Source organism: Saccharothrix sp. NPDC042600 (assembly GCF_040647305.1).
GTDB lineage: Bacteria > Actinomycetota > Actinomycetes > Mycobacteriales > Pseudonocardiaceae > Actinosynnema > Actinosynnema mutabilis.
Genome location: NZ_JBEZBW010000062.1, coordinates 1 through 11,796, shown reverse-complemented (window position 1 = coordinate 11,796; position 11,796 = coordinate 1). Strand labels below are relative to the sequence as shown.

General features: G+C 72.5%; 11 protein-coding genes. 2 read left to right on the top strand and 9 right to left on the bottom strand.

The genetic code is table 11. The annotated features are described in order from the left end of the window. Positions 1-56 precede the first annotated feature (56 nt). Together AB0A74_RS28970 and AB0A74_RS28965 are read right to left on the bottom strand one after the other, a co-directional pair. Positions 57-857 carry an alpha/beta fold hydrolase gene (locus tag AB0A74_RS28970; RefSeq protein ID WP_358254305.1) on the bottom strand — a complete coding sequence of 267 codons (801 nt, stop codon included), beginning with the start codon at positions 855-857 and terminating at the stop codon, positions 57-59. A 50-nt stretch (positions 858-907) separates the two neighbouring features. Next, positions 908-1,327: a CoA-binding protein gene (locus AB0A74_RS28965; protein ID WP_358254303.1), complete on the bottom strand. Its 420-nt coding sequence runs from the start codon at positions 1,325-1,327 to the stop codon at positions 908-910. A gap of 109 nt (positions 1,328-1,436) precedes the next feature. Between AB0A74_RS28965 and AB0A74_RS28960 the strand changes: the two genes are divergently transcribed. Then, positions 1,437-2,774, top strand: coding sequence for a PI-PLC domain-containing protein (locus AB0A74_RS28960; RefSeq protein ID WP_358254301.1), 1,338 nt, complete (start codon positions 1,437-1,439; stop codon positions 2,772-2,774). Here AB0A74_RS28960 and AB0A74_RS28955 read toward each other — a convergent pair. The 5 genes from AB0A74_RS28955 to AB0A74_RS28935 all read right to left on the bottom strand — a co-directional run bounded on the left by AB0A74_RS28955 (position 2,771) and on the right by AB0A74_RS28935 (position 8,495). Next, positions 2,771-3,565, bottom strand: a complete 795-nt coding sequence (locus AB0A74_RS28955) for a serine protease (RefSeq protein WP_358254300.1) — start codon at positions 3,563-3,565, stop codon at positions 2,771-2,773. The two genes, AB0A74_RS28960 and AB0A74_RS28955, sit on opposite strands and share 4 nt — an antisense overlap. An 86-nt stretch (positions 3,566-3,651) precedes the next feature. Next, the gene (locus tag AB0A74_RS28950) at positions 3,652-4,809 is read right to left on the bottom strand and encodes an acyl-CoA dehydrogenase family protein (RefSeq protein ID WP_358254298.1); all 1,158 of its coding nucleotides are present in this window, start codon (positions 4,807-4,809) and stop codon (positions 3,652-3,654) included. Between the two features lies 1 nt (position 4,810). Then, positions 4,811-5,881: a CoA transferase gene (locus AB0A74_RS28945; RefSeq protein WP_358254296.1), complete on the bottom strand. Its 1,071-nt coding sequence runs from the start codon at positions 5,879-5,881 to the stop codon at positions 4,811-4,813. Beyond that, complete coding sequence (locus AB0A74_RS28940; RefSeq protein WP_358254294.1) at positions 5,878-6,996, bottom strand: Glu/Leu/Phe/Val dehydrogenase dimerization domain-containing protein; 1,119 nt, start codon at positions 6,994-6,996, stop codon at positions 5,878-5,880. Before AB0A74_RS28940 ends, AB0A74_RS28945 begins: the two co-directional genes overlap by 4 nt. After that, positions 6,996-8,495 carry an aldehyde dehydrogenase family protein gene (locus AB0A74_RS28935; RefSeq protein WP_358254292.1) on the bottom strand — a complete coding sequence of 500 codons (1,500 nt, stop codon included), beginning with the start codon at positions 8,493-8,495 and terminating at the stop codon, positions 6,996-6,998. Before AB0A74_RS28935 ends, AB0A74_RS28940 begins: the two co-directional genes overlap by 1 nt. Positions 8,496-8,578: 83 nt before the next feature. Here AB0A74_RS28935 and AB0A74_RS28930 point away from each other — a divergent pair, with 83 nt between their 5' ends. After that, positions 8,579-9,496 (top strand): LysR family transcriptional regulator, encoded by a 918-nt coding sequence (locus tag AB0A74_RS28930; RefSeq protein ID WP_343934343.1) that lies wholly within the window; start codon positions 8,579-8,581, stop codon positions 9,494-9,496. A 3-nt stretch (positions 9,497-9,499) separates the two neighbouring features. On the opposite strand, the gene AB0A74_RS28925 is transcribed toward AB0A74_RS28930, so the two are convergent. Continuing rightward, a complete protein-coding gene (locus AB0A74_RS28925) occupies positions 9,500-10,006 on the bottom strand; it encodes a DUF664 domain-containing protein (RefSeq protein ID WP_358254290.1) in 507 nt (168 codons plus the stop codon). After that, positions 10,003-11,589, bottom strand: coding sequence for a thiamine pyrophosphate-binding protein (locus AB0A74_RS28920; protein WP_358254288.1), 1,587 nt, complete (start codon positions 11,587-11,589; stop codon positions 10,003-10,005). The genes AB0A74_RS28925 and AB0A74_RS28920 overlap by 4 nt, the downstream gene beginning before the upstream one ends. Between the last annotated feature and the right edge of the window lie 207 nt (positions 11,590-11,796).

Sequence of the window (11,796 nt, the reverse complement as noted above, 5' to 3'; positions counted from 1 at the left end):
GGCGGTTGTTGCGGGTGTGACAGGGGTGGGTGTCCGGCCGGCCCGTGTTCTCGGGGTCAGCCGGTCAGGAAGGTGGTCAGGAGGTGGTTGACCTTCGCCGGTTGTTCCAGGAAGCCGAAGTGGCCGGCGTCCTCCACCTCGGCGTACCGCGCGTCCGGGATGGCCTCGGCCACCTCCCTCGCCAGGTGCGGCGGCAGGACGCGGTCGTCCGCGAAGCCGACCACCAGGCACGGCACCCGCACGTCGCGCAGCGCGTCCAGGCGGCTGTCGAACTCGTCCAGCTCCATCTGCGCCCGCACGCCCGCGCCGACCGTCGAGCCGGTGAACTCGAAGACGTCCAGCCAGTCCCGGATCGCCACCGGGTCGCGCAGGGTCGCCGGGGACAGGTTCAGGATCGCCGTCATCGCCGCGTGGTAGCGGCCCGGCAGGACCACGCGTTCGTCGTGCAGCGCTCGTTCGCCCTGGGACAGGGCCAGTTGCAGCGGGTCGTTGCGGGCGGCGGTGGCCAGGAGGACCGCCTTGGTGACCAGGTCCGGGCGGGCGAGGGCCAGTTCCTGGGCGACTCGTGCGCCCATCGACGTCCCCACCACGTGCGCCGGGCCGCCCAGGTGTTCGATCAGGGCCGCGGTGTCGTTGACCAGGTCCTCGATCTTCATGCCGGACGCGCACTCGTCCGTCGGCGGGATGCCCCGGTTGTCGAACGTCGCCACCCGGAAGCCCGCCGCGACCAGGGCGGGCACCTGGTGCGGCTGCCACACGCGGCCCGGGCTGCCGGTGCCCATGATCAGGACCACCAGGTGCCCCGCGCCCTGGACGTCGTAGTTGAGGGTGATCCCGTTCAGCTCGGCTACCGGCATGACGCGAGGTTAGCGGCTGGCCGGGAGCCCGCGAGCGCCGCGGGTGCGGGTCAGCGCGGGCCGTTGGCCGCCCATTCGATCGCCGGGCAGCGGTCCATCACCATGTCGAGGCCGGCGGTGGTGGTGCGGTCGTACGCCTCCTCGTCGATCACGCCGAGTTGGAACCACACCGCCTTCGCGCCGATCGCCACCGCGGAGTCCGCGAACTCGCCCGCCGCCTCCGAGCGCCGGAACACGTCCACGCAGTCGACCGGGAACGGGATGTCCGCCAGCTTCGCGTAACCCGGCTCGCCCAGCACGGTCTCGGCGTCCGGGTGCACCGGCACGATGCGCTTGCCGTGCTGCTGCAGGAACCGGGCCACGCCGAACGCCGCGCGCTGCGGGTGGTTGGCCAGTCCCACGATCGCCCACGTCTCGCACCCGGCCAGGACGCGTCGGATCTTGTCGGTGTCGCCCCACGGTTCGGTCATGTGCCCAGGGTAGGACGAGATCACGTGAAACTCTTTCGCGTTGGTGTGGGGATGGGTGATCCTGTCGGGTGACCGCCGCATCCCTCGCCCGACCCCGGGAGGACGCTCGATGCGAGCCACCCCTGCACTCCTCGCCACCGCCCTGCTGATCACCCCCACCACTCCGGCCGCCACCGCCTCGGCCGCCGCCGCCACCGCCTCCGCCGCCACCGCTTCGGCCGCCACCGCTTCGGCCGCCGCCGCTCCGGCCGCCGCCGACACGCTGATCTACCTGCAAAGCGCCACGACCGGGCTCAACGCCGCCGTCTCCGGGACCTCGGTCGTCCAGCACCGGCCCAAAGGCGACGAAGACCACCAGCAGTGGACGCTGAGTGGTCGAACACTCAAGGAAGGCGCGCTCTGCCTCGGCCGCAGCGGTGACCAAGCGGTCATGCTCGCCTGTGACAGCCCCGACGCCCAGTGGGACGTCCTGCCCGACGCCGATCGCCACCGCCTCCGCGTCCCCGGCGCCGACCGCTACCTCGTGTCCGCCGGCGACCAGGTCAAGGTCGGCACCGGTGACACGCTCTGGTACCTCACCCCGGTCCACCCCACCCGCACCCCCGTCCCCCAGGACGGCACCCGCCGGCTCGACCAGGTCACCTTCCTCACCGCCCACAACGCCTACGCCAACGGCGTCGACGGCGGCTTCGCGCCACCCTTCGTCAACCTCGCCCCGAACCAGCAACGCGGCATCGCCCAGCAACTCGCCGACGGCGTGCGCGGCTTCCAGCTCGACATCCACCAGACCCCGGACGGCGCGATCCTGTGCCACAACAGCTGCACGTGGGTCAGCCGCCCGGTCGCGCTCTGGGTGGACGTGCAGAAGGTCGTGGACTTCCTGCGCGCCAACCCCGGCGAGTTCGTCACGATCTTCCTGGAGGACTACGTCTCCGCGCAGGTCCTCAAGAACGAGCTGGCCCGCGTCACCGGCCTCGCCGACGTCCTGTTCCGCCCCGACCAGGCCGGCGTCCGCACGAACGGCTGGCCCACCTTGAACACCCTGCGCGCCACCGGGAAGCGCCTGCTGATCTTCACCGACCACACCCGCGCCAACGACACCCCGCAACGCGACAGCTTCGGCGTGATGTACCAGTCCGAGTGGACCGTGGAGAACCACTGGTCCATGGGCTCGGGCCTGGGCACCTCCGACTGGTCCTGCTACAGCCGCTGGAGCACGCCGCTCACCCGCACCGAACCGGGCTTCACCCCGCTGTTCGTCATGAACCACTTCCGCGACGTGCCGTTCACCGGCACCGCGAGCACCGACAACGGCAAGCTCGCCGACCGCGCCCGCCGCTTCTGCGAACCCGCCGCCCGCAAGACCCCGAACTACCTGGCCGTTGACCACTACCACCTCGGCAACCCGATGACGGCCGTGCAAGCGCTGTCCGGGGAAAGGTTCTAGGGCCGCGGCAGCGAGCAGTCCGGCGCGTTGAGGTCCAGCACGCTGCCGGGCTTGAGGCACGCCACCAACAGGTGGGTCTGCTGCGCGTACCCGGTGCGGTGGCGAACCGTCACCGCACCGGACGCGTCCACCTCGCAAGGGTTGTTGAACGTGCAGCGCTCGCCGCTCTCGTTCATCGTGTTGTTCACCGCGACCACCCGGCCGGCCTGATCGAGGACCGGCGAGCCCGAGCTGCCCGCGGCCGTCTCGCACTCACGCGTGTACCGGACGCTGTCGTGCCAGGTCCACTTGTCCTCGCGCAACTGGTGCACGAACCCGTCCAACCGGCACGAGTAGACCTTCTTCCAGTACCCCGAGACCACGTCGATCGCGATCCCGGCGGCGGGCCGCTCCGCGGCCAGTTCCAGCGCGCGCGACCCCGCGGCTTCGACGTCCGAGTACGTCAGGGACAGCCGGTACAGGGCCGCGTCGGTGCGGGTCATCGTCGCGTACAGCAGGCGGTTGGCGCGCACCGTGCGCAGCGATCCGGTGCCCTCCCGGTCGATCAGCGAGAACGAGCGCGACGACGGCCGGTCCACCAGGACGTCCCCGTCCGGCATCATCTGCACGCAGTGCCCGTTGGTCAGCACCAGCGCAGGGTCGGACGGTTGCGCGGTCGGCGTCCGCACCACCGCGCCCGAGCACGTGCTCGACGCGACCGTGCCGGTGAAGTCCGCCGTGACCGCGTGCGCGGGTGCGACGGTCACGAGCAGGGTGAGCACGGCGACCGCCACCGACACACGCTTGGCCACGGATCCTCCTGGAGTGGGGTTCCGGGGCATGAAACCACCGACCCGGCGGCGGTGTCCGGTCGAGCACCACCGCCGGGCGACGAAGTTCACCGGTACGCGGGAATCCCGGTCAGGGCGTGACCGAGCGCGAGCGCGTGGATCTCGGACGTGCCCTCGTAGGTCAGCACCGACTCCAGGTTGTTCGCGTGCCGCAGCGGCGAGTACTCCAGCGAGATGCCGTTCGCCCCGAGGATCGTGCGCGCCTCGCGGGCCACGGCGATCGCCGACTCGACGTTGTTCAGCTTGCCCGCGCTGATCTGCTCGGGCCGCAGCACGCCCCGCTCCTTCAACCCCGCCAGGTGCAGGGCGAGCAGCATGCCGTTGCCCACGGCGAGCGACATCGACGCCAGTTTCCGCTGCGTGAGCTGGAAAGCGGCGATCGGCTTGTCGAACTGCACCCGCGTCCCGGCGTAGTCGCGCGCCACGCGGAAGCTGTCCAGCGCCGCCCCGACCGCGCCGAACACGATCCCGAACCGCGCTTCGTTCAGGCACGACAGGGGGGCGCCGAGGCTCGTGGCGAGCGGCAGGCGAGCGCTTTCCGGCAGCCGCACGTCCTCCAGCACCAGTTCCGACGTCACCGACGCGCGCATGGACAGCTTGCCCTTGATGTCCCGCGTGCTGAACCCGGGCGTGCCGCGCGGCACCAGGAACCCCCGCACGCCGTCGTCCGTGTTCGCCCACACCGTCGCGACATCGGCCCAACCGCCGTTGGTGATCCACATCTTGGTGCCGTTGAGCACCCAGTCACCGCCCTGCCGCACGGCCCGCGTGCGCATGCCGGACGGGTTGCTGCCGAAATCCGGCTCGGTCAAGCCGAAGCACCCGATCGCCTCGCCGGACGCCAAGCGCGGCAACCACTCCCGCTTCTGCTCCTCCGACCCGTACTTCCAGATCGAGAACATCGACAGCGAGCCCTGCACCGACACGAAGCTGCGGATGCCGCTGTCCACGGCCTCCAGCTCCAGGCACGCCAGCCCGTAGGCGGTGGCCGACGCGCCCGCGCAGCCGTACCCGGTCAGGTGCATGCCGAGCACGCCGAGCCCGCCCAGCTCACCGGCGATCTCCCGGGGCAGGGCGCCGGCCTCGAACCACTCGGCGACGTGCGGCCGGACGCGGTCGGCCAGGAAGCGCTCCACAGTGGACTGGATGTCCCGGTCCTCGGCACGCAGCAGGGAGGGGATGTCCAGCAGGGTCAACGGGTCCACGTCACTCCAGGTCGGGCGGCGGCAACCGGTAGGTCGCCGGGGTCTCGGACAGGCGGATGGGGTTGGCGACCAGGTCCAGGCCGCCGACGTCCACGGTGGGGCGCAGGCCCAGCGACTCGGCCAGCTCGACCGCGCCGGCGAGGTCGTTGACCGGCCCGCACGGCACGCCCAGCGGCGTGAGCAGGGCGAACCAGTCGTCGGCCGGGCGGGTGCGCAGCCGCGCGGACAGCACGTCCGCCAGCGCGTCCACGTTCGCGACGCGGTCGGAGTTGGTGGCGAACCGCGGGTCGGGAGCGAGGTCGAGGGCGTCCCACAGCCGCTCGAACTGCCGGTCGTTGCCCACGGCCACCACCATCGGCTTGTCGGCGGTGGGGAACACCTCGTACGGCGCGATGGACGGGTGCCGGTTGCCCATCAACCCCGGCACGACCCCGGCCAGCGTGTACGCGGCCGACTGGTTCACCATGCTGGACAGCAACACCGACAACAGGTCCACCTCGACCAGTTGCCCTTCGCCGGTGCGGTCGCGGTGGCGCAGCGCGGCCAGGATGCCCACGGCGGCGTGCATGCCGGTCAGCACGTCCACCAGCGCCACCCCGACCTTGGTCGGTTCGGTCGTGCCGGTGACGCTCATCAACCCGCCGACCGCCTGCACCAGCAGGTCGTACCCCGGCAGCGCCGCGCCCTTGCCCGCGCCGAACCCGGTCACCGAGCAGTAGACAAGGCGTTGGTTCTCCGCCCGCAACGACGGGTAGTCGAGCCCGAAGCGCCGCATGGTGCCCGGCCGGAAGTTCTCCACGACCACGTCCGCGCCCAGCGCCAGCTCGCGGGCTTCGGCCAGGCCTTCGGGCGTGGCCAGGTCGAGCGTGCGCGAGACCTTGTTCCGGTTCACCGACAGGAAGTACGTGGCCTGGCCGTGCGCGTGCGGCGGGCCCCACGCCCGCGTCTCGTCGCCGCGCGGGTGCTCGACCTTGATCACCTCGGCGCCCAGGTCGGCCAGCACCATCGTCGCGTAGGGCGCGGCGAGCACGCGGCCGAAGTCGGCGATGACGATCCCGTCGAGCGCGCTCACGCGACCCGGCCCTTCAGCCGCATCGCCGCCAGCACCCGTTCCTGGGCGACGGCCCGCGCGGTCTCGTGCGGGGTGACGCCCCGAGAAGCGCTCTCCGCCACCACGAACGCCGCGTTGGCCCGCAACTTCCGCGACACCGCGTCCATCACCACGGCCGGGTCCACGGGGAACGGCGAGTACCGCGCGTCCATTCCGTAAGCCGCCGCCACCACACCGCCCGCGTTGGCGATGAAGTCCGGCACGACGGTGATCCCGCGCGCCGCCAGCACCTCTTGCGCCTGCGCGGACGTGGGCAGGTTCGCGCCCTCCACGACCAGGGACGCGGTCACCCGGCCCGCCAGCGAGGCGTCCAGGACGTCCTGGGTGGCCGCCGGCACCAGAACGTCGCACGGCGCGACGAGTTCCGACCCCAGCGGCTGCACCGGCCCGTACTCGGCGACGGCGTCGTCACCCAGTTCGTCGCGCAGCGCCAACAGCTTCGGCACGTCCACCCCGTCCGGGTCGAGCACCGCCCCGCGCACCGACGACACCGCCACCACGACGGCGCCGAGTTCCGCGAACCGCCGCACGGCCGCCGCGCCGACCGCGCCGAACCCCTGCACCGCGACCCGCCTGCCCCGCAACGGGACCAGCTCGTCCGCGACCTCCGCGACGCCGAACCCGGTGACCCCCAGCTCGTCGTAGGGCAGCCCGCCCAACGCGGCCGGCGCGCCCATCATCGCGCCCCGGTCGCCCAGCTCGTCCTGCACGACCGCCGCGTCCCGCTCGGTGAGCCCCATGTCCAGGCCCAGCACGTACTCGCGCGGCACCTCGTTGCTCAACGCCCGGGCGAACGCCCGCAACGCCCGCTCCTTGCCCGGCGACGCGGGGTCGAACGCGATGCCGGCCTTGGCCCCGCCGAAGAACAGGTCGACCCCGGCCCACTTCCACGTCATGACCCGTGCCAGCCGCGCGACCTCCGCCGCGGTCACGGTCGGCGACATGCGCGTGCCGCCCTTGCCCATGCCGCGCGCGGTGTTGTCGATGACGAGCACGCCCTTCATGCCGGTGCGCCGGTCGGACACGGCGACGACCTTCTCCGGCCCCCACTCGTCCACCAGGTCCAGGACGTCCATCAGCCGTCCAGCCGGAAGCCCGGGTCGGCCTCGACCGACAGCGTGTCCATCTGCGCCTTTTGCAGCGCGCCGGAGTAGTCCCAGTTCATCGACTGCCAGCGGGTGAACTGGTCGAGCACCCACACCCCGGACTGGCGCGACCCGTTGCCGGACTTGCCGTTCCCGCCGAACGGCAGGTGCGCCTCCGCGCCCGAGGTGGAGTTGTTGACGCTCACCATGCCCGCGCCGATCCCGCCGCGGAACGCGAACACCTTGTTCGGGTCGGTGGTGTAGATGGCGCTGGACAGGCCGTAACCGGGCAGGTTGGCCAGTTCGACGGCCTCGTCCAGCGTCCGGTACGACGTCACGCCGACGATCGGGCCGAACGTCTCGTTGAGGAACAGCTCGTCGTCCGGGCGCACGCCGGACACGATCACCGGGTGGTAGAACAGGCCCGCGTCCGGGTCGCCGAGGAACCCTTCGCGGGGGTTGTCGGCGGTGATCCGGCCGACGCCGGTGGAGCCGTGCGTGGTGTGGTGGTCGCGGACCCACCCCAGGTACTTCTCGTAGTTCACGGCGAACTTGCGGTCCAGCATCGGCCCGTACAGCACGTCGCCGAACGGGTCGCCCACCACGGCCGCCTCGGTCGCCGCCGCGAACCGGCGCAGGAACTCGTCGTGCACCGACTCGTGCACGATGGCCGTGCCCAGCGACGTGCAGCGCTGCCCGCCGGTGCCGAAACCGGAGAACAGCGCGCCCTGCACCGCGAGGTCGAGGTCGGCGTCCTCGGTGACCACCATCGGGTTCTTGCCGCCCAGCTCCAGGCACGGCGACTGGAGGTGCCGCCCGCACAGCTCGCCGATCAGCGCGCCCACCTCGGACGACCCGGTGAAGCCGACCTTGTCCACCAACCGCTCCCGCAGGGCGCTTTCCAAGCCGCGGAAGGTCTCCGAGCCCTCGGCGAACACGATGTTCAGGACGCCCTCGGGCAGGCCGGACGCGGCGAAGATGTCGTAGAACGCCCGCGCGGACGCGGCGGAGTACTCGGCGGGCTTCCACACCACGGTGTTGCCGCACAGCAGCGCGGGCACGATGTACCAGGACGGCACGGCCACGGGGAAGTTGCCCGCGGTGATGAACGCCGTCACGCCGACCGGGTTGCGGAAGGTGAACAGCTGCTTGTCGGGCATCTCCGACGGCACGGTCTGCCCGTAGAGCCGGCGGCCCTCGCCGACGAAGAACGCGCACGTGTCGGCGATCTCCCGCACCTCGCCGCGCGCCTCGGCCAGCGGCTTGCCGATCTCGCGGGTGACCAGGCGGGCCAGCGCCTCGGCGTTGGCCTCGACGAGCTTGCCGATGTTCGCGACCACCTGCCCGCGCACCGGGGCGGGCACCCGGGCCCAGTCGCGCTGGGCCCGCTTCGCGCGGCGCGCGGCGGCGGTGAACTCGTGCGCGCCGACCAGCTCGACGGTGGTGACGACGTCGCGGAGGTCGGCGGGGTTGGTGGACGCGTAGGTCATGGTGCCCAAGCCTGGTCCGCGGCGCGGCCCGCTGCCAACTCCTCCAGCGTGAAACCTCGCGGCCGCGAGCATAAGCTGGGCTGGTGCTGAACCCGGTCCACCTGCGCACGCTGGTCGAGGTCGTGCGGACCGGCTCGTTCGCCGAGGCCGCGCGGGCGCTGGGGTACACGGCGTCGGCGGTGTCGCAGCAGGTGTCGGCGTTCGAGCGGGCGGTCGGGGTGACCCTGTTCGAGCGGGCGGCGCACAGCATCCGGCCCGCGTCGGCGGCGCTGTTCATCGCCGAGCGCGGCGCGGAGCTGCTCGCGGCGCTGGACGGGTTCGAGCGGGAGATCGCGGGCATGGTGAAGGGCCTGCGGGGCCGGCTGCGGCTGGGCACGTTCCCGACGGCGTCGGCCCGGGTCGTGCCGCACGCGGTGGCGCGGCTGACCGCCGAGCGCCCGGACGCGGAGATCCTCCTGGACGAGGCCGAGCCCGACGACGTGCTGCCGCTGGTGCTGGCCGGGTCGCTGGACCTGGCCCTGGTCTACGCCTACGACCTGGTGCCCCGGACCTGGCCGGACGAGCTGACCGTGTTGCCGCTGTTGACCGAGTCGCTGCTCGTGGTGCTGCCCGACGGGCACCCGGCGGCGCGCGCGTCCGTGCGGATCGAGGAGCTGCGCGACGAGCGGTGGGTGTCCAGCCGGGACGGGACGGCGGGCTCGACGTGCGCCGTTCGGCTGTGCGCGGCGCACGGGTTCACGCCCCGGATCACCTTCCGCAGCAACGACTACGGCGTGGTGCAGGGGCTGGTGCGGGCCGGGGTGGGCGTGGCCCTGGTGCCCGCCCTGGGGTACGAGGCGCTGCCGGGGACGGTCGGGCGGCTCGTGCGCGGGAAACCGTTGCGGCGGCACGTGTTCGCCGTCCACCGCACGGCCAACGCGAACCCGTTGCTGCGGGACGCGCTGACCGCGTTGGAGGCGGCGTGCGACCTGGTGGCGGACGAGCACCTGGCGCGGGCGTAGGGACTACTCGCCTTTCTCGCCGTCGGCCAGCTCGCGCAGGAAGTCCAGGTGGCCGACGTGCCGGCCGGTCTCCTGGACGAGGTGGGCGAGCACCCAGCGCAGCGTCCGGCCGTTGCCGTCGCGGTCGGCGCGGGTGCGGTCGCCGGGCGCGAGGCCCCTGATGGCCCGCGCGGACCGCTCCCACTCGGCGCGGTAGTCGGCCAGCACGGACTCGACGGTCTCGTGGTCCTCGATGAGCCAGGACGCGTCGGCGTCCGCGCCCCACAGCGCCGGGACGTCCTGCCCGCCGGCCTCGATGGACAGCCAGTACCGCTCGACGGCGATCAGGTGCTTGATCACGCCCAGCGCGGTGACGACCGGGGAGGTGGGGATGGGCGCGGCCGTGGCCAGGTCGCGGCTCAGGCCCTCGACCTTGCCGACCGCGGTCAGGCGCAGGAACGTGAGGAAGTCGGTGAGCAGGCGCAACTCGTCGTCGGCGGCGGCGCGCGGCCACACACGGTTCGAACTCATGTTCGAACTTTACGGTACCAGCGGGGCGAGGTGTTCACCGGAGGCTTCAGGGCCGCTTTGACGACCAGCACGTTGGGGCCGTCGGCGGTCGTGTACTCGTGCAGGCGTTCCCGGAAGGCTTGGCCGAAGCCGTCCACTGTGGATGACGGGATGCCGAAGCTCCTTGTGAGCGCCTCGAAGTCCGGGTTGTGCAGGTCGACGCCGTGGGTGGGGTGGCCGGCTTGGACCTGGTCGTAGCGCAGCATCCCGTAGCCGCCGTCGTCGACCAGGACGACCGTGACCGGCAGGTTCTCCTGGGCGGCCGTGGCGAGGTCGCCGCACGCGAACAGGAACCCGCCGTCCCCGCACACGGCCACCGTGCGCCCGGTGACGGCCGCGCCCAGGGCGGCGGGGAAGCCGAAGCCGAGCGTGCCCCAGCCGACCGGGTAGGCCAGGGAGCGAGGTTGGGTGACCCGGTGGAAGCCGCCGATCCAGTAGCCGGCGACGCACATGTCCGCGACGACCCGGTGGCCTTCCAGGGCGTCGAGGAGGCCGGTGACCTGCGGTTCGTCCTGGGCGACGGCTTCCCGGGCGATCTCGTTGAGGGTCGCCACGCGTGCGGCCGCGGTGGCCGGCCGGTGGCCGTCGAGGGCTTTGACCAGGGCTTCGGTGACGGTCCGGGCGTCGCCGCGCAGGGTGACGTCCGGTGGGTAGTTGCGGATGGTGTCGACGTTGACGGAGAGCAGCTTGGGCGGGGCGGGCTGGAGCCAGTTCTGGGTCATCATGCCGTCGAAGTCGGTGCCGATGCCGATGACCAGGTCGGCCTCGTCCCAGAGCGCGCCGATCTCGGGGAGGTGGACGGGCCCGTGGACGACGTGTGAGTGGTCGACCAGTCCCTTGGCGGCGTAGGTGGTGACGATCGGGGCGTCGAGGCGTTCGGCCAGGTCGCCGATCGCGGGCCCGGCCTGGGCGCGGTGCGCGCCGCCGCCGGCCCAGATGAGCGGCCGGCGCGCTTGGGCGATGAGGTCGAGGGCGGCGTCGAGGGGCGGGGTGACCGGCGCCTTCTCGGGGATCTTGTGCCACGGGCCGGTGGGGGCGGTCAGGTGGTCGGTGGGGATGCCGAGGTAGACCGGTCCGTGCGGGGCGGTGGTGGCGAGGAAGGCGGCGTTGTCGGCGTAGGTGCCGAGGTCGAGGGGGTTGCGCAGGGTCCAGCCGCCCTTGACCACGGGCAGGAACATGGCGCGCTGGTCGCGGGTCTCGTGCAGGACGCCCCGGTACTCGCCGGGTCGGCGCAGGTGGGAGGGGATGTCGGTGGCGACGACGAGGACGGGCGACCCGGACGCCATCGCCTCGCCGGTGGCCCCGAGGCAGTTGGCCGCGCCCGGACCGGTGGTGACGACGGCGACGCCGAGCCGGCCGGTGGCGCGGGCGTACCCGTCGGCGGCGTAGACGGCGGTCTGCTCGTGCCGGACGCCGACGAGCCGCACGGGGGAGTCGCGCAGGGCCTCCCAGACGGGGAGGTTGTGGACGCCGGGCAACCCGAAGACCACCTCGACCCCATGCGCCACCAACACCTCGACCAACCGCGCCGCCCCGGTCACCATGCGCCGAAGCTAGGGACTGCGCCCGGCCGGGGCAATGAACCAGGGCGAACACTGTCGCTCAGCACCAGCACCGCTGTGAGCGGCCGGGCAGCCGGGTGGTCGGCGGCGGGTCGGCCGGGCGGCGGGTCGGATCACCTACACCGGTTACGACAGCCAGCGCGAAGCGCCGATCACCCACTTCCAGGTGGCCGAGGCGGCCCTGAAGAT

Excerpts from the sequence above, each read along its gene's own strand:
- AB0A74_RS28970 (WP_358254305.1), bottom strand. The coding sequence starts at position 857 with ATGCCGGTAGCCGAGCTGAACGGGATCACCCTCAACTACGACGTCCAG.
- AB0A74_RS28965 (WP_358254303.1), bottom strand. The coding sequence starts at position 1,327 with ATGACCGAACCGTGGGGCGACACCGACAAGATCCGACGCGTCCTGGCC.
- AB0A74_RS28960 (WP_358254301.1), top strand. The coding sequence starts at position 1,437 with ATGCGAGCCACCCCTGCACTCCTCGCCACCGCCCTGCTGATCACCCCC.
- AB0A74_RS28940 (WP_358254294.1), bottom strand. The coding sequence starts at position 6,996 with ATGGACGTCCTGGACCTGGTGGACGAGTGGGGGCCGGAGAAGGTCGTC.
- AB0A74_RS28935 (WP_358254292.1), bottom strand. The coding sequence starts at position 8,495 with ATGACCTACGCGTCCACCAACCCCGCCGACCTCCGCGACGTCGTCACC.
- AB0A74_RS28925 (WP_358254290.1), bottom strand. The coding sequence starts at position 10,006 with ATGAGTTCGAACCGTGTGTGGCCGCGCGCCGCCGCCGACGACGAGTTG.
- AB0A74_RS28920 (WP_358254288.1), bottom strand. The coding sequence starts at position 11,589 with ATGGTGACCGGGGCGGCGCGGTTGGTCGAGGTGTTGGTGGCGCATGGG.